This is a genomic window from Pseudomonas sp. UBA5568 (assembly GCF_002425525.1).
Classification (GTDB): Bacteria; Pseudomonadota; Gammaproteobacteria; order Pseudomonadales; family Pseudomonadaceae; genus Aquipseudomonas; species Aquipseudomonas fulva.
This window is the reverse complement of record NZ_DIMK01000025.1, coordinates 1-17,425: the sequence shown is the minus strand read 5'-3', so window position 1 is coordinate 17,425 and position 17,425 is coordinate 1. Positions and strand designations below refer to the sequence as shown.

The following is a 17,425-nucleotide window of genomic DNA, read 5'->3' as shown; positions in this document are numbered from 1 at the left end:
CCCGGAACTTTTGACTTCGGCCAGGGAGCGGCAAGCCATTGCCCTTATTCCTGAGTCTGTCCCGAAGTCGGTACGCCCGCGCGGACGGATGCGCTTGCGTTGCGCATCCCCGCCAGGCAATCGAGCAAGTGGACGGAACGGTGGGCGCCCAATTGGGCGCCTGATCAATATAGAAACTGTGGAGACACCCACCCATGCAAACCGACACGACTCGCGAGAACCCGCAGGCCAAGGCCCCGCAGGTTGCCGAATCCAATCAGGATCTGGCCGCCACTGCTCCTGGCCAACTGCGCGTGATCAAGCGTAACGGTACTGTCGTCCCCTACACCGACGACAAGATCACCGTGGCCATCACCAAGGCGTTCCTCGCAGTTGAAGGCGGTACCGCCGCCGCTTCGTCGCGCATTCACGACACCGTCGCGCGCCTGACCGAGCAGGTCTCGGCCACGTTCAAGCGTCGCATGCCATCGGGTGGCACCATCCACATCGAAGAAATCCAGGACCAGGTCGAACTGGCCCTGATGCGCGCCGGCGAGCAGAAAGTCGCCCGTGACTACGTCATCTACCGTGAGCAGCGCGCCAAGGAGCGCGCCACCCGCGTCAGCACCGACGCCGTGGTCGAGCCGCACCCAAGCATTCGCATCACCCTGGCCGACGGTAGCCTGGCGCCGCTGGACATGGCGCGCCTGAACACCATCATCAGCGAAGCCTGCGAAGGCCTGGCCGAAGTCGATGGCGACCTGATCCAGCGCGAAACCCTGAAGAACCTGTACGACGGCGTGGCCATCAAGGACGTCAACACCGCCCTGGTGATGACCGCCCGTACCCTGGTCGAGCGTGAACCGAACTATTCGTTCGTCACCGCTCGCCTGCTGATGGACACCCTGCGCGCCGAAGGCCTGGCCTTCCTGAACGTCGCTGACAGCGCCACGCACCACGAAATGGCCGACCTGTATGCCAAGGCCCTGCCGGCCTACGTCGCCAAGGGCGTGGAGTTCGAGCTGCTCAACCCGGCCCTGGCAGCCTATGACCTGGAGCGCCTGGGCAAGGCCATCGATCACGAGCGTGACCAGCAGTTCACCTACCTGGGCCTGCAAACCCTGTACGACCGCTACTTCATCCACAAGGATGGCGTGCGCTTCGAGCTGCCGCAGGTCTTCTTCATGCGTGTGGCCATGGGCCTGGCACTGGAAGAAAAGGACAAGGAAGCGCGCGCGATCGAGTTCTACAACCTGTTGTCGTCCTTCGACTACATGGCCTCGACCCCGACCCTGTTCAACGCCGGCACCCTGCGCCCGCAGCTGTCGAGCTGCTACCTGACCACCGTCCCGGACGACCTGTCGGGCATCTACCACGCGATCCACGACAACGCCATGCTGTCCAAATTCGCAGGTGGCCTGGGCAACGACTGGACGCCGGTGCGTGCACTGGGCTCCTACATCAAGGGCACCAATGGCAAGTCCCAGGGCGTCGTGCCGTTCCTCAAAGTCGTGAACGACACCGCTGTTGCGGTCAACCAGGGTGGCAAGCGCAAGGGCGCTGTGTGTGCCTACCTGGAAACCTGGCACCTGGACATCGAAGAATTCATCGAGCTGCGCAAGAACACCGGTGATGATCGCCGTCGTACCCACGACATGAACACCGCCAACTGGATCCCTGACCTGTTCATGAAGCGCGTCTTCGACGACGGCAAGTGGACCCTGTTCTCGCCCTCGGAAGTGCCGGACCTGCACGACCTGACCGGCAAGGCCTTCGAAGAGCGCTACGAGTACTACGAAGCCCTGACCGAGTACAACAAGATCAAGGTGTTCAAGACCATCCAGGCCAAGGACCTGTGGCGCAAGATGCTCTCGATGCTGTTCGAGACCGGCCACCCATGGCTGACCTTCAAGGACCCGTGCAACCTGCGCTCGCCTCAGCAGCACGTGGGCGTGGTGCACAGCTCGAACCTGTGCACCGAGATCACCTTGAACACCAACAAGGACGAGATCGCGGTCTGCAACCTGGGCTCGATCAACCTGCCGAACCACATCGTCGATGGCAAGCTGGACACCGCCAAGCTGCAACGCACCGTCAACACGGCCGTGCGCATGCTCGACAACGTGATCGACATCAACTACTACTCGGTGCCGCAGGCGCGTAACTCGAACCTCAAGCACCGTCCGGTAGGCCTGGGCATCATGGGCTTCCAGGATGCGCTGTACCTGCAGCACATCGCCTACGGTTCCGACGCTGCCGTCGAATTCGCCGACAAGTCGATGGAAGCGGTCAGCTACTTCGCCATCCAGGCCTCCTGCGACCTGGCCGACGAGCGCGGCGCCTACGAGACGTTCCAAGGCTCGCTGTGGTCCAAAGGTATCCTGCCGCTGGACTCGCAACAGATCCTGATCGAGGCCCGTGGCCAGAAGTACATCGACGTCGACCTGAACGAAACCCTGGATTGGGCGCCGGTCCGTGCCCGGGTACAGAAAGGTATTCGTAACTCGAACATCATGGCCATTGCGCCAACTGCGACCATCGCCAACATCACCGGCGTGTCGCAGTCGATCGAGCCGACCTACCAGAACCTGTACGTGAAATCGAACCTGTCGGGCGAGTTCACCGTGATCAACCCGTACCTGGTTCGCGACCTCAAGGCCCGTGGCCTGTGGGACTCGGTCATGATCAACGACCTGAAGTACTACGACGGTTCGGTGCAGCAGATCGAGCGTATTCCGCAAGAACTCAAGGACCTGTACGCCACGGCCTTCGAAGTGGAAACCAAGTGGATCGTCGACGCCGCTTCCCGTCGCCAGAAGTGGATCGACCAGGCGCAGTCGCTGAACCTGTACATCGCCGGTGCCTCGGGCAAGAAGCTGGACGTGACCTACCGCATGGCCTGGTACCGTGGTCTGAAAACCACCTACTACCTCCGTGCCCTGGCCGCCACCAGCACCGAGAAGTCGACCATCAACACCGGCAAGCTCAACGCCGTGTCCAGCGGTGGCGACAGCGCCCCGGTCCAGGCAGCCGGCCCTGCGCCAGTGCCCAAGGCCTGCGCGATCGACGAGCCGGACTGCGAAGCCTGCCAGTAAGGCCAGGCCGAGGCTTCCTGCGGGAAGCCTCTTTTTTGTAGAGCCGTATGCAAGCCTGCGGGTGTGGCGCTGCCGCCCCGCTACCCGATACAAAAGCCGCAGCCACGCCGCTGGGGCCAGCCCGCCACGGGCACCGCTGATTTGCGTGCACCGCACCGCAACCAAGATCTACCGGCCATACTTCACAGATGGCCCTCGAGCAGGAGACTCTCACCATGCTGAGCTGGGACGAATTCGATAAAGAAGATGACGGCGAAGTCGCCGCCAAAGGCAACACCCCTGCGCAGGCTCACGCCGCCGCCACCCTCGACAAACTCGACAGCGCCGGCGGTGCCGCAGCCCTGGAAGCCCGCGCTGCCACGGCGTCGGACTCCGAGGCCGTCAAGCGCGCCAAGGCGGCCCTGGACGCCCTGGACGTTGCCGAAGGCCTGGCTGAGCTGGAAGGTTCCTCGGCCCGTGTGGCGGTGGATGAAAAGCGCATGATCAACTGCCGCGCCGACCTTAACCAGCTGGTGCCGTTCAAGTACGACTGGGCCTGGCAGAAGTACCTCGACGGCTGCGCCAACCACTGGATGCCGCAGGAGGTCAACATGACCGCCGACATCGCCCTGTGGAAGAGCCAGGACGGCTTGACCGAGGACGAACGCCGCATCGTCATGCGCAACCTGGGCTTCTTCTCCACGGCCGACTCGCTGGTTGCCAACAACCTGGCCCTGGCTGTGTACCGCCTGATCACCAACCCCGAGTGCCGCCAGTACATCCTGCGCCAGGCCTTCGAAGAGGCGATCCACACCCACGCCTATCAGTACTGCATCGAGTCGCTGGGCATGGATGAAGGCGAGATCTTCAACATGTACCACGAGATCCCGTCGGTCGCTAAGAAAGCGGCTTGGGGCCTTAAGTACACCCGCGCCATCTCCGACCCCGAGTTCAACACCGGCACCGTCGAGACCGACAAGGAACTGCTGCGCAACCTGATCGCCTACTACTGCGTTCTGGAAGGCATCTTCTTCTACTGCGGCTTCACCCAGATCCTGTCCATGGGCCGTCGCAACAAGATGACTGGCGTTGCCGAGCAGTTCCAGTACATCCTGCGTGACGAGTCGATGCACCTGAACTTCGGTATCGACGTGATCAACCAGATCAAGATCGAAAACCCGCACCTGTGGGATGCGGCGATGAAGGAAGAAGCCACCCAGATGATCCTGCAGGGGACTCAGCTGGAGATCGAATACGCCCGTGACACCATGCCACGCGGCGTACTGGGCATGAACGCGGCAATGATGGAGGACTACCTCAAGTTCATCGCCAACCGTCGCCTGACGCAGATCGGTCTGAAGGAAGAGTACCCAGGCACGACCAACCCGTTCCCGTGGATGAGCGAGATCATGGACTTGAAGAAGGAGAAGAACTTCTTTGAGACGCGAGTGATCGAGTACCAGACCGGTGGGGCGTTGAGCTGGGATTGATCTTCAAGGCGTAGGTGTTCACCTCCGGCTGAATTTTTTCACCAATACTAAATGTAGTCCTGATACTACAAGCGATGCTGATTAAGTGCACAATGCCCGGATGAGCTCATTGTGCACTTAATCCCTCTGAAATTTTTCTGATTCATCATCCACGCACCCAGTTCGACCAGGAACAAGGAACGTAAGCGCGGTCCCGACATGCACCAGGCGAAGAAAGGTAACTCATATTTCTTCGGCATGAAGGCGCCTGTTAGTGCCGATGCCGAATCGGGCCTGGTGCACCCTGTACACGGTATAGCGGCGAATGTAGCCGCTGTAGCGTCATCTGTGGCGACCAGGGTTGTACCGGCTTGGGAAGCAGCCGAAGCCTGGAAGAAAGCCGGTGATCTGGCAGATCTGCGGCTGAAATCGATTCTTTCGTCAAACGATGAGCTTTGCGAGTGGGTACTAGAGCTTGTCACTTCTCCTGTCGCGTGAGGCCCCTGTGCGCCCTGCGCCGCAGTGATCAGAATGTTTCATTAAGCATTTCAGGATGTGTCCAGCATAATCGAGGCGATTGATCGTTCAACAACGAACAGATTCATGCTGGAGAACCGTCTATGCCTGCTTCACCTCCCGCCCGGTCCAAGGCCGCGGCGGTTCTACGTGTCACATCTGGTAACTTCCTCGAACAATTCGACTTCTTCCTGTTCGGTTTCTACGCCACCCAAATCGCCTCAGCTTTCTTCCCAGCCTCCAGCGAATTCGCCTCGCTGATGATGACCTTCGCTGTGTTCGGCGCCGGTTTCCTCATGCGGCCATTGGGAGCGGTAATTCTAGGCGCTTACATCGACGATGTTGGCCGCCGCAAAGGCCTCATCGTCACGCTGTCGATAATGGCCAGCGGCACGTTGCTCATCGTCCTAGTCCCCGGCTTTGCCACGATCGGCTATTGGGCACCCGCGCTCGTCCTGCTTGGCCGCTTGCTGCAAGGCTTTTCCGCCGGTGCTGAATTGGGCGGGGTGTCGGTCTATCTAGCCGAAATGGCTACACCGGGTCGCAAAGGGTTCTATACCAGCTGGCAATCCGGCAGCCAACAGGTCGCCATCGTGGTCGCCGCTGCGTTGGGTTACGGACTGAATCAAAGCCTAGCGCCGGCCGAGATCAGCGAGTGGGGCTGGCGAATTCCGTTCGCCGCTGCCTGCATGATCATCCCGTTCATCTTCTTCCTGCGCCGTAACCTGCAAGAAACCGAAGCGTTCGAGAAGCGTCAGCATCGCCCGACCATGAAGCAAGTGATCGCCACCCTAGGCCGCAACTCATCGGTAGTCATCGCGGGCATGCTGATGGTCGCCATGACCACCAGTGCCTTCTACCTGATCACTGTGTACGCTCCTACCTTTGGTAAGACTGTACTCAACCTGAGCACAAATGACGCGTTGCTGGTGACGCTTCTGGTAGGCGTGTCCAACTTTATCTGGCTACCCATCGGCGGCACGCTCAGCGACCGTTTCGGTCGTAAACCAATCCTGATCGCCATGACCGTACTCACCCTGTTCACCGCTTACCCAGCACTGTCTTACCTAGCCCATGCGGCAAGCTTCGCGCACATGCTTGAGGTACTGCTGTGGTTCTCGTTCCTCTATGCGATGTACAACGGTGCGATGATCCCGGCGCTCACGGAAATCATGCCAGTCGAAGTGAAGGTAGCGGGCTTTTCCCTAGCCTACAGCTTGGCTACGGCCCTGTTCGGCGGTTTCACACCGGTCATGTCGACCTGGTTGATCCATGAAACCGGTGACAAAGCAGCGCCTGCTTACTGGGTCGCATTCGCTGCACTGTGTGCGCTGTGCGCGACGCTTGTGTTGTATCGTCGAATAGCAAGGAAGGACCGGGTTCCAGTTTGAACCCTCCTGAGTCCGCTGTTCACCTTATAGTTGCAGCGCAAGTCATTATCCACTTTTAGTGATCACCACCCGGCTCCACCCGCTGCACGGCAACCTGTTGGCGGGTGGTCATGTCGGCCAGTATCACTTCCCCTTCCTGGTGCGTCGGGGTGATCATCAGCGAGCGGACAAAGTGCTCGTTGCCGCCCTTGCGCGCCTGCACATTCTCGAACGCCACGATGATCGTATCGTTGCGCCAGTTGTTGGTATCGAAGCCGCCTGCGGCGACGAACTCGCAGATGTCGCGCACGTCGTTGAAGGTGTTGGCCGGCAGTATCAGTAAGCGGCCTTTGAGGAACACCTCGTAGTACTGGTGCGGGCCGGCCGGCCAGTTGTGGGCCACCACGTGTTCGATGCGCCAGTCGTAGACCGTGTTCTGATAAACCAGCACGCGCTCGACTTTTTGGCCGTTGCATGCGGCAAGCCATGGCAACAGCAGCGCGGCGAGCCAGGTGCGTGTGAAGCGTTTGTTCATCCAGCGGCTTCCTTGCGTAATCTTTTGTGAGCATTGCGCGCTGGCGGGCTGCCAGCGAACAGTTCGGTACTTTACCAGACAGACCCACCCCGCCCATGGGCTGGGTAGCAGGTCAATCCAACTGTTGGGCCCTCAGGCTTTGTGCCAGCAGGTCGATGAAGGTCCGGACCTTGGTTGAACCGTATTTGCTCTCCCGATGCAGCACATGAATCGGCCACGGGGCTTCTTCGTATTCAGCCAGGATCACTCGCAGTTGCCCGCTGGCCAGCTCGTCAGCCACCTGGTAGGACAGCAGGCGGGCGATCCCCAGCCCGCCACTGGCGGCGGCAATCGCCCCGTCGTTGCTGGTGACGGTCAACCGTGGCTTGACCCGCACCAACGTCGATTCGTCGGTCACCCCGAAGCGCCAACCAGCGCGCGGTGACAGGTCGGTGGTGCCAATCACCGCATGGCTTGCCAAGTCGGAAGGATGTTCGGGTGTGCCATAGCGGGCCAGGTATTCAGGCGAGGCGCACAACATGCGGCGTACCTTGCCCACGCGCAATGCCTTGAGGCCCGAATCGGGCAAGGGGCCGATGCGCACGGCCACGTCCATGCCCTCCTCGACCATATTCACGATGCGGTCCAGGAAGTAGGCGCTAATGTCGACCTCCGGAAACCGTTGCAAGTACTGCACGATGCACGGCATGACGAACTTCTTGCCGAACAGGCTCGGGGCGGTGATGGCCAGATCGCCCTTGGGGGTGGCGTTGATGCCGGCAGCGGCTTCGTTGGCCTCGTGAATGCTGGCGAGGATGTGCCGGGTGTCCTCCAGGTAGCGGCCGCCGGCTTCAGTCAGGCGCACACTGCGGGTGGTGCGCAGCGCCAGCTTGACACCGAGTTGTTCCTCCAGGGCGACGACAGCACGGGTGACGGCCGCTGGGGAGATATCCAGGCGACGCGCAGCCGCGGCGAAGCTTTCCAGTTCGCCTACGGCGACAAACACCTTCATCAGGTGGATCTGGTCCATGCGGGCTCCTGGGGGTGGGAATACAGGCATTATGTTTGATTCAAGGCGCTTGTGCTGCCTGTTCTGGCCGATCAGATATCAAGCACCAGCGCCTGCCCTGGCTCATCCACCTTCGCGGGCACCGCACAACAGATCAGCGCGCTCCCGCTCTGCGGCATTTCGCCTGGGAGGTTAGGGTAATGCACCTGGCCACTGAGCAACCGCGTTTTGCAGGTGCCGCAGGTTCCACCCCGGCAACTGAACTCCGGCGACAGGCCATGTGCCTCGGCCAACTCCAGCAGTGTGCCGCTGGAGGGTGACCACTGCGCCTGTTTGGCTGATGCCGCAAAATGGACCGCGACTGACTCGCTGGCAGCAGGCGGTTGCTGCAGGGTCGGCTGGCCGGCGTCGAAGTGGCGGCGAAGGCTAGACGGGCCGAACGCCTCGGCATGAATCCGCGTGTCCGGCACATGCAGGCCGCGTAGCCCCTGGTAGAGGTCCTGGGTGAAGCTGCCTGGGCCGCACAGGTAGAAATCGTAGTCATCCAATGTCAGTGTGGCTTTGACGTGCTCGATACTCAGCCGGCCGGCAAACTGATAATCACGACCTGGCCGGGCGTGATCTTCGGGTTGGCTCAGGGTGCGGTGCACGTGCAGCAGCCCTGCGGCGTGATGTTGCAAGTGTGCCAATTCCTTGTGGAATGCCAGATCAGCCAAGCTACGGGCGCCCTGGAAAAGATGAATGACCCGCGCCGGCCCTTGCTTCAACTGCTCGCGCAACATGGCCAGCAAAGGGGTGATGCCTACGCCAGCGCCAATCAGCACCAGCGGCCGAGTGCTGTTCAGATCCAGCGTGAAGCCGCCTACCGGCGGGCGCACCTGCAGCACATCGCCTGCCACGACGCGCTCATGCAGGTAGCGCGAAGCGGGCCCCTGTGCCTTGACGCTGATGCGCACATGACCGTCGGAAGGCGCGCTGGACAGGCTGTAGGTGCGGATCAGCGGCTTATGCGGGTCCAGCGGGATTTGCACCGGCACATGTTGCCCTGGCGCGAACGTCACTGCGCTAGCGCCAGGCGGCTCGAGGTAGAACGAGCGGATATCACGGCTTTCCTGCTCCACCCGCAACACGCGCCAGGGTTGCCATGGCGCCTGTTGCGAGCGTTGCGACAGATGGCCCCAGGTGCCAGTCGCCAACGTGGTAGGCGCGTAGTCCTTGAATGCCCAACGCAGGCCAACTGCGCCCGGACGCCATACCACATGCTCGACCTCCAGCGTCCAGAGGCGCTCGGCGCCCTCGAACAATGGGATGTCGGGGCTGTCCAGCAGCAGCTTGGCACGCCCATACAGTTGCAGCACGTTGCCATTGCTGAAGTCGATGAACAGCAGCCCAGCACGGGGGTTTGCCAGCAGGTTGCCCAAAGTATTGAAGTGCAGGTTCCCGGCGTAGTCGGGGATGGTCAGGAGACTGCCTTCAACCCTGACGAACCCAGGTCGTCCGCCGCGGTGGGAGACGTCCACCGCTCGCTGGCCGTCGGCGTGCTCGACATAACTGGCGACGAAGAAGGTATCGGCTGCCTGAATCAGACTGACGGCATCGGCATCCAGCGCTGTGGAATCGATACGCCCTTGTGGCATTTGCGCGACCCGGATGTAGTCGCGCCGTTGGATATATTGCGGGCAGTTGCCGAATGACTGAGCCACAGTCACCTGCAACTGCTCATGGGTGGTCTGGTGGATGCGGCCGTTGAGACGGTTGCGTCGACGGGTGTGCAGTTCGATGCCCAACAGGCCGACTGCCTGCCCGGCGGCCAGCCCTGGCGTCGCCGGATCGTCGGCTGGCGGTTGGATATCGATTGTCAGCTCACGAGGATGGGGCGAGCGGATGAAACCTTCCGGCCCCTCCAGCAAGGTCGCCCACGGACGGCCCTGCGCGTCCACGCTGGCGGCAACAATGAACGGCAGCTGGTGGTAGAAGGCGCGGTGCTGATCGGGCATGTAGTCGCGAATGACCTTATGCCCCACCGCCTCCATGCGCGCTGCTACACCCACCTTTTCCTGCAGGGTTTTCTCGCCTGGGTGCCAGGGCGATGGGCGATGGTCGTGTATGTGCTGCATGGCGACGTCCTCGGGGGCGGTACGGTGTCAGGCGTTGGTCTGCAGCCCGATCTGGGTACGTGGCATGGCCACGAAGCCGGGCAACGCTTCGATTCGCATCAGCCAGTCGCGCACATTGGCATAGGGCTCCAGCGACACATTGCCTTCAGGTGCGTGGGCGATGTACGAGTAGTTGGCGATATCGGCGATGGTTGGCGTATGGCCTACCAGGAACGGTCTTTTGGCCAGTTCGGTATCGATCACCTTGAGCAGCCCATGGGCGCGTGCAATGACCTCGTCGGTATCGAATGCCGCACCAAACACGGTCACCAGGCGCGCGGCGGCCGGACCGAAGGCCAGCGGGCCGGCAGCCACCGACAACCAGCGTTGCACGGCAGCGGCTGCCACCGGATCTTCGGGCAGCCATGCGCCGCTGTCATATTTCTTGGCCAGGTACACCAGGATGGCGTTGGAATCAGCGATCACCGTGCCGTTGTCATCGATCACCGGCACCTGGCCGAAAGGGTTGAGGGCCAGGAACTCGGGTTGCTTGTGTGCGCCTGCTGCCAGGTCAACGAAAACCAGTTGGGTTGGCAACCCAAGCAGGGAAAGCATGAGCTCGATGCGGTGCGCGTGACCGGACTTGGGGAAGTTGTAGAGCTTTATTGGAGTGGACATCGGCCTGGCTCCTGATCAGCGCCGGCATAGCGCTGGTAGAGCCATACTGCATGTATCGGTGCAGGAGCAGAATCAGCGCCTGGAGCAAGCCTCAATTTCGCTGGTCGAAACAATTGGCCTGTGTAGCGCTGGCTATAAAGGGTGATGCAGTGACCGGACACACGTATGTACCAAGCTCTGTGCGGCAGTGACTGCAAGGGCTTGTGTTTCAGGAATGACGGTTGTGGAGATAGAGCCGGTGCACAGCCTCTACGACGCGGGGAACTGTGGCTTGATGTTCCTCAGAGCTCATCTTATCGAGCAATGGAAAACTCTTCTCCTCGCCATGGAGCGCGATTGCATCGAAGTGATGTCGAAGCCCAGCAGGCAAAGGCGGCCACTGACCTACTTCTACCCCTTTCATGTAGCCAAAGCACCAGTCCTCGAGAACCACGACATCGCCGTCTGGAAGTTCTCGTACTCCGAATAGCAGTTCAAGTTCATCGGTTGCCTGCGCAAGCATCTGCAACACACGGTTGTGGAACTTGATGAGTAGATCAAAATAACGCTGGCTCTGCGCCTTGCTTTTGAAATGAGGCAGCTTTCCCCACCTACCACGGGTAGCCATTCGCTTGGGGGTACAACGCGCGGTGTGCTGCACAGCGCGTTCATGAAGCCGTCCAGCTCGGACAGGGTAAGTATGGCGTTGTTGTTACCGTGCTTGAACAACAACTCTCATTGCCTTACCGCTGCTGTGAATGAAATCGGTAAAGCTGGCGAACGGCATCGATGACGTGGGGCACGCACTGCTGGATATCCTGTTCGGACATCTGGTCCAATAGCTCGACGTTATCTTCCAGCCCATGCAGCGAGATGGTCTTGAGCAGCGCATCCTGTTCTGGAGGCAGAGCAGCCCAACCCGCGACTTGGGTGCCACGCATGTAGCCAAAGCACCACTCCTCCATGACGACTTCGGTCCCCTGGTCGCCCTCGCCTTGCTCGAAAAGCGGCTGGAAACCATCGACATTGTCTTCCAGGTCTTCGGCCACCTGACTGGCGTAGCGCAGCATCAATGCCGTATAGGCCTCTTCGTCAGCCGGCTTCTTGAACTTGGGAACATGACCGCCGGCTACTGCTGGCAGCCATTCCATAGGCTGGACGGTATTGGGTGAGCTGGCCAGGGCGGTGAAGAACCCGTTGAGCTCTGCCAGATTGATGACCGAGTAATCATTGCCGTAGACGATCAACATGTCTTCGAGGCGATTGAGCTCTTTTTCGGTAAGCGTGGGGAGCATCTACAGATATCCTGGCAAGTGAGACGTAGGGGTACACTAACATAGCCCTTCGTTAGAGAGGCCCACGCAATCCTCGTGTGGGCGACTCAGGATTCACGTTAACCAGCTTTCAATACGATGCTGGTTGTTACTTGCGCACAATAGCCATAAAAGAATCCGACATTTGCGCGGGCAAAGCCGGCCTGCCATGTGGATGCCTTTTGCTTGCAGGTCGATCTCACCCCCGACAAATCCATAAGACGCCCGCGCCGTTGAACCACTTCCGGTACGGGTGGCGACAATTACCGGCAGCATGGGTGCAATGCGTCCCAAGGCTGTTGACCAGCTCTCGGATACATGACCTGCGCCAAAGCCGGCGATGACCAATCCCTCGTATCCAAGCTCCTTAACGGCCAGCAGAAGGTCTACATCGGCACTCAGGCATGATTCAAGCAACGCAACCCTGTGATCAGTACGAAAAGGTAACGGCAATGCTTCGGTTCGCTTGATTGCATGATGGTAAAGGACTGAACCCTCAATCAACATCCCCAGCGGGCCGTATCCAGGGGATTCGAAGGCCGACGCGGATAAGCTGGCTGTCTTACGGACTTGAGACGCGGCATGGACCTGATCCCCCATTACCACCAACACACCGCGGCCGCGACTGTCTCCAGCCAGGGCAACCTGTACTGCAGCAAGAAGATTGGCAGGCCCATCATGACCGGGCTGGCTGGCAGAGCGCATAGCCCCTGTCATGACCACTGGCGCATCGAATGGCCAAATCAGGTCAAGAAAATATGCCGTCTCTTCCAGGCTATCGGTGCCTTGGGTCATTACAATCGCTACAGCGTCGGCTTCTATCTGAGCTTTAGCCCACGCAAAAACATCGAGCAAGGATAAAAAACTCAGCGATGCACTCGGCAAGAGCGCCAATGTCTCTAACACAAGCAAAGCCATGTTTCGCAACTCAGGCACTTGCGCCACCTGCATACCGCAACCAAGCGCAGGTTTGACACCACCTGCCAGTGCGTCATTTTTCATGCTGACAGTGCCGCCCAGACTGGCAATCGCGAGCGTGGGTAATTTTTTCTGCGCAGTCATATTCTACCCCCAGTAATCAACCCGACGAGTGGCACAATTGTTAGAACACCAATTGCCATGGACGCAACGTTGCCGACGTAGCCATGCACGTAGGCTGGCAGTCGCTGTGTAATTGCGACAGCCAAAGGCGGTGCAGTGAGGGCCCCCAAGACTGAACTGGCGACTACGACCTGCCAACTGCCACCGTATACGAGCACGGCCGCCGGAACGATTGAGACGATGGGAATGTAGGTGGGATACCAGCCTCGCATCCGCCACTGTCCTCGCCAGAATAAAACTCCAGTGAGCGAGGCCAGCGCTTGACCGGCAATGATAGGAATCAGAAGCATCGACCCGTATACAGGCGCACCAGGCGCGAGCACGTAAGCTGCACCGACGCCCAGCAGTAGCCCAAGGCTGGCCAGTTCGTTACCGAAAAATGGGGCTTCTGTAAAATCTGCAAGTACACGGCGCATCACCCATAGTATTCCGTAGTCGGGTTGGCGGGCTTGTGCACGGGGAGCTGAGAAGTGCACAGACCGTACGAGTGAAGGAAACCGCTTGCACAGTATGAATGCCAGGATACTCGCCACGGCCATACCACTCACATTGCCCACTACGGCCGGCAATCCCAGTGGATAGCAGATGTAATTGACCATCAACAGGCTCGCCGGCGTTACAAGCACGGCACCAAGAACGGCTCCACTGATTGCGACCTGCCAGCCGCCCCCATACAGAAGCACCATTGCTGCCGGCAGGGATACAAAAGCAACGAAGGTTGGTTGCCAGATACCGGCGGTGAGCGTCCATCCCCACAGTAGATGGCTTAACAACAATCCAAACAACGAGCTGACGAACACCCAAGGCCACAGTCCACTTCCATAGCAAATGGCAAAGCCCTGCCAGCGATAACCACGCAGACCTGCCCAGTGCGCGAGGCATGCGCCAATCAGCAAGCCAAGCGCCGGGAGCTCGTGCTTGTAAAATACGACTTCGCTGATATCACCCGCTATCCATCGCAGTCGACTCAGTGGTTGTTCGAGGGTTGCAGTCAGCTGGCCGTAATCAAGCCAGTGGTTGGCTACGAGTGCTGTAGCCAACAGTATGAAAAGGCCGGCAAGTAAGCAGAGCGCCGTGCGCTGAGAATCCATGAGTTGAACAGGGTTCATGACTCCTCCTCACCGGGGCATAGCTGCATGTAAACGATAACCAAGCGTTGCGTCATACATGTCGGTCCGGCGGTCACGCGGAAGATCGTTCAAACTGTTCCAAATTGGCGCGGAGCGTGCGCTGCTCAGGTCAATGTCAGCGTACAGAATCGTCTGCTCTTCCGGGCTTGCTACCTCACCAATCGGCCAGCCATGGGTTCCGACAATCATCGAGCAACCGAGGAATCGTCCGCCGCGTTCGCTTCCTACACGATTGGCCGCCGCGATATAGACATTATTCACGTGCGCAGCTGTCATGGTCAGATAATTGGCCATACAGCGGTCTGATGCATCGAAGAGAGGTGGCGGTGTCCAGACCCAATTATTGAGGCTGCAGATAAGGTCTACCCCCTGCGCAGCCATGATGCGCGGCACTTCCGGAAACCAGATATCCCAGCAAATCAGCAAACCTATCCGTCCAAGCGGCGTCTCGAATACTGGAAACCCGAGGTCACCGGGGGTGAACCACAATTTCTCCTGATTCCACAAATGCGTTTTTCGATAATGTCCAAGTAACCCGTCAGGTCCCAATAGAACCGCGCTGTTATAGAGTTTCATTCCCTCCTGTTCGACGAAACCGGCTACCACGTACACGTTGTAGTCCCTGGCCACCTCTGCCCATGCAGCAACACTTGACCCGTCTCGCAGCGTCTCCGCATGGGCGTAGGCCTCAGCGCGGGAGTTGAAGGTGTATCCGGTATTTGCCAGCTCCGGCAGCACGATTATGTTTGCTCCGGCTCTGATCGCTTTACGAGCAAACGCTAGCGTCTTAGTCAGGTTAGCGCTGCGCTGTTCAAGACCCACCTGAGGGTCGGACTGAACCACTGCAATGCGTACAGGGCTGATGGACGTGGGGATATCTGGCATGACAGCCTCCTTCTTGTGATTATTTTTGAAGGAGGCCAGTAGAGCGGGGTTTGATCTCGAGTTTAAAGCCAGGCAGTTCCTACACGCCCGTAGGATCAAGAGGACGATCGTGTGGGATTTTTCGCGGCAATATTTGCCTCCAGCGTCAGCCCTCTGCTTGATAGTGAGGGTAGTGATCGAGGGTAAATCCACCATTGAACACGGCTGATGTGCGGTCGCAAATATTGATCACTGTGTCTAGGGCTGTACGCAGACAGGGCTCTGTCCAGCCAGCATCTACAGAAAATGATTCACCCGCCAAATATAATCCAGAATGAACACTAATATCGCGATTGTATTTCATCAACCCCATCGCCTCATAGTACGTGCCGGCCCGATAGAGTTTGGCACAACCCAACGCATTGCTGTCTGTTATCCAACGCTGAACTCGAACGTTTTGATGATCAACGTAGGGCGAAATAGGCTGGGCCACATTAGAGCAGCGGAGAAGGATACGATCTAATTCGGATAAACATTTACCAACCAATTCACCGTCGGAAAACGATGCCAACTTCGTGGCATCGTCCTCCCATGTGTAGCTAAGCAGAATACAATCATCAGGATAGGATTCATTATAGCGATAGGCGTACACATCATGCACAAAACTGTCGGTGATTAGAATCTGAGGAATAGATGATTGGCTACTTAGAAAGCTTTTTTTCAAAGGGGCATAAACCTTGCAGCTCGTTTCCCAATGAGCATGTTTCCAGGCGTCTATAATCCTTTGAGGTAACATCTCCTGGGTGAAGCCGCTTAGGTTCATATTGGTTTCGATGAGCCAGGAAGGCGTAGTCAAGATGACAATATCGAAGTCCTCGTACGCCAATGTGCTCGTTTCAGGGTCGCTGTGTAGCCACTTGTATCCAACTTGAATACGACCATTTTCTAGCTTCCGTAATGAGAAAACGGAGCTGTCGGTCAGTAATCCATCCGGCCGCTGAACGAGGTGTTCATATAGAGATATGCCCCGTTCAGCGATGCTCATGAACATCAGACTCTCATCTAATGCAGCCAAACCGATGTAGCAGGGAGCTTGAAAACCTACCCCCTTGCTGTCCAACACCTTCTCAACCCCAAGATACGGTGCGGCATAGGGTTCACCTTCCCCATCGACGCGGCCGTGTACTAACTGTAGATGGCTGCTGAACCCAAATAGTGCTGTACGCAGCGGGTACAAACAGCATACATCATAGAAGGCGCCCCAGCTGCCATCGCCTATACCAATGGAATAGAAAATGGCGGACTCATCTGGACCCATGCCCAACCCGCCGAAGTCACCTGGAGTCGCGGGATCCCATGTGTCTCGCTCAGGCAGCCTAACAAGATCCCTGAAAGACATCTGATGGTAGTGCTCAACGATTGCAGACCATGCCTTAGGCCACTCGTGTGTTCCGTAGATCGAAGCGATATGAGCGGCAAAGCGCTGAGCAAATCGTTGCCATTTATCGAAGACCTGCTGAAGCATGGCGCCCGGTGGAGGCGATGCGCCTTCGGAATTTTTCCAAATTAAAAGCTTAGGATCATCTTCTGCATCGAGCTGGCCATTTCGTAAGTAAATTCCGGTTGCTTTAACCCAGGGTGTCCCAGGGTTTGGAAAAGGAGAGAGACGTAACTCAAACAGACTGGCGTAGTAGGCCATAAGAGAGCGTCCTTGCTGAGGTGTCTCGCCCGTTCTATTGAAAAATGGCATGCGCATAGCGCCCATTTCAAATGGCGTATTCTGTGCCTTATGATCGTTGGCGCGATTGGCAATTGTCAGATGGCGTCCACCTATACGATTGGACTGCTCAATCAAAGTCACGCGTTCAAAACCACATCGAAGTAACTCGCGTGCTGCAGTGAGCCCGGTAACACCGCCACCAACGATACAAATACGATGGGAGGGTTGAGTGGCTTGAGCCACACCACCCTGCTGCTCAACTACGCGACGGTAGTCAAAGCAGAGGTCAGGCGGATTAGGAAAACGGACCGCCCATGGTTCAAGACTGAGCGACGGGTCTATATCCAGATCTGCAGGGTGATTATGTGTTGAGCCGATGGTCATTATTGACGCTCTCCTTGTTGGAGAGCGAAGGATGATTGTTCTGCTCAACCGGGCGGTGTTAACTAAATACAGCATCCTGCTCATAGCGTTGCCAAGGGCGGCGTGATGCATCTATATAGTTCACAACGGCGTCTATATTCAACTGCGGTAGTCGGGTCGTCCAGATTGAGAGAGCGTTAGTCAGAGCATCGAAAATATATTAATGCAAAAAGACAAAACCCCTACCTGC

13 protein-coding genes and 2 pseudogenes are annotated in these 17,425 nt (G+C 58.3%); 4 read left to right on the top strand and 11 right to left on the bottom strand.

Translation table 11 applies throughout. The features are described 5' to 3' along the window. Positions 1 to 194 precede the first annotated feature (194 nt). The 4 genes and pseudogenes from B2S33_RS07970 (at position 195) to B2S33_RS07955 (ending at position 6,429) form a co-directional block, all read left to right on the top strand. On the top strand, positions 195 to 3,074 hold the full coding sequence (locus B2S33_RS07970) for a ribonucleoside-diphosphate reductase subunit alpha (RefSeq protein WP_023536265.1): 2,880 nt from the start codon (positions 195 to 197) through the stop codon (positions 3,072 to 3,074). A gap of 215 nt (positions 3,075 to 3,289) precedes the next feature. Continuing rightward, positions 3,290 to 4,543: a ribonucleotide-diphosphate reductase subunit beta gene (locus B2S33_RS07965; protein ID WP_023536270.1), complete on the top strand. Its 1,254-nt coding sequence runs from the start codon at positions 3,290 to 3,292 to the stop codon at positions 4,541 to 4,543. 144 nt (positions 4,544 to 4,687) lie between these two features. Continuing rightward, positions 4,688 to 4,861 (top strand): annotated as a pseudogene (locus B2S33_RS07960) (IS5/IS1182 family transposase); the annotation flags it as partial. A gap of 281 nt (positions 4,862 to 5,142) precedes the next feature. Then, a complete protein-coding gene (locus B2S33_RS07955; RefSeq protein WP_027914192.1) occupies positions 5,143 to 6,429 on the top strand; it encodes an MFS transporter in 1,287 nt (428 codons plus the stop codon). A 55-nt stretch (positions 6,430 to 6,484) separates the two neighbouring features. Here the strand turns inward: B2S33_RS07955 and B2S33_RS07950 are convergent, their stop codons facing one another. The 11 genes and pseudogenes from B2S33_RS07950 to B2S33_RS07900 form a co-directional block, all read right to left on the bottom strand. Beyond that, positions 6,485 to 6,943, bottom strand: coding sequence for a hypothetical protein (locus B2S33_RS07950; protein ID WP_049696440.1), 459 nt, complete (start codon positions 6,941 to 6,943; stop codon positions 6,485 to 6,487). Positions 6,944 to 7,055: 112 nt separating this feature from the next. Further along, positions 7,056 to 7,952, bottom strand: coding sequence for a LysR family transcriptional regulator (locus tag B2S33_RS07945; RefSeq protein WP_027914190.1), 897 nt, complete (start codon positions 7,950 to 7,952; stop codon positions 7,056 to 7,058). A 71-nt stretch (positions 7,953 to 8,023) separates the two neighbouring features. Continuing rightward, the gene (locus B2S33_RS07940; RefSeq protein WP_288650129.1) at positions 8,024 to 10,048 is read right to left on the bottom strand and encodes a pyridoxamine 5'-phosphate oxidase family protein; all 2,025 of its coding nucleotides are present in this window, start codon (positions 10,046 to 10,048) and stop codon (positions 8,024 to 8,026) included. Between the two features lie 27 nt (positions 10,049 to 10,075). After that, positions 10,076 to 10,705 carry a glutathione S-transferase family protein gene (locus B2S33_RS07935; RefSeq protein WP_027914188.1) on the bottom strand — a complete coding sequence of 210 codons (630 nt, stop codon included), beginning with the start codon at positions 10,703 to 10,705 and terminating at the stop codon, positions 10,076 to 10,078. A 208-nt stretch (positions 10,706 to 10,913) separates the two neighbouring features. Continuing rightward, entirely contained in the window at positions 10,914 to 11,345 is a 432-nt protein-coding gene (locus B2S33_RS07930; RefSeq protein WP_286884795.1) for a UPF0149 family protein, read from the bottom strand. Next, positions 11,345 to 11,413: pseudogene (locus tag B2S33_RS07925) on the bottom strand (metal-binding protein); the annotation flags it as partial. The gene B2S33_RS07930 and the pseudogene B2S33_RS07925, both read right to left, overlap by 1 nt. Positions 11,414 to 11,427: 14 nt before the next feature. Further along, complete coding sequence (locus tag B2S33_RS07920; RefSeq protein WP_110607148.1) at positions 11,428 to 11,979, bottom strand: UPF0149 family protein; 552 nt, start codon at positions 11,977 to 11,979, stop codon at positions 11,428 to 11,430. A 93-nt stretch (positions 11,980 to 12,072) separates the two neighbouring features. Beyond that, positions 12,073 to 13,059, bottom strand: a complete 987-nt coding sequence (locus B2S33_RS07915; protein WP_288650128.1) for an asparaginase — start codon at positions 13,057 to 13,059, stop codon at positions 12,073 to 12,075. Further along, complete coding sequence (locus tag B2S33_RS07910; RefSeq protein WP_236167060.1) at positions 13,056 to 14,207, bottom strand: hypothetical protein; 1,152 nt, start codon at positions 14,205 to 14,207, stop codon at positions 13,056 to 13,058. Before B2S33_RS07910 ends, B2S33_RS07915 begins: the two co-directional genes overlap by 4 nt. A gap of 9 nt (positions 14,208 to 14,216) precedes the next feature. Then, positions 14,217 to 15,113 carry a nitrilase family protein gene (locus tag B2S33_RS07905; protein ID WP_110607146.1) on the bottom strand — a complete coding sequence of 299 codons (897 nt, stop codon included), beginning with the start codon at positions 15,111 to 15,113 and terminating at the stop codon, positions 14,217 to 14,219. 145 nt (positions 15,114 to 15,258) lie between these two features. Next, the gene (locus B2S33_RS07900) at positions 15,259 to 17,196 is read right to left on the bottom strand and encodes a flavin monoamine oxidase family protein (RefSeq protein WP_288650127.1); all 1,938 of its coding nucleotides are present in this window, start codon (positions 17,194 to 17,196) and stop codon (positions 15,259 to 15,261) included. Positions 17,197 to 17,425 lie beyond the last annotated feature (229 nt).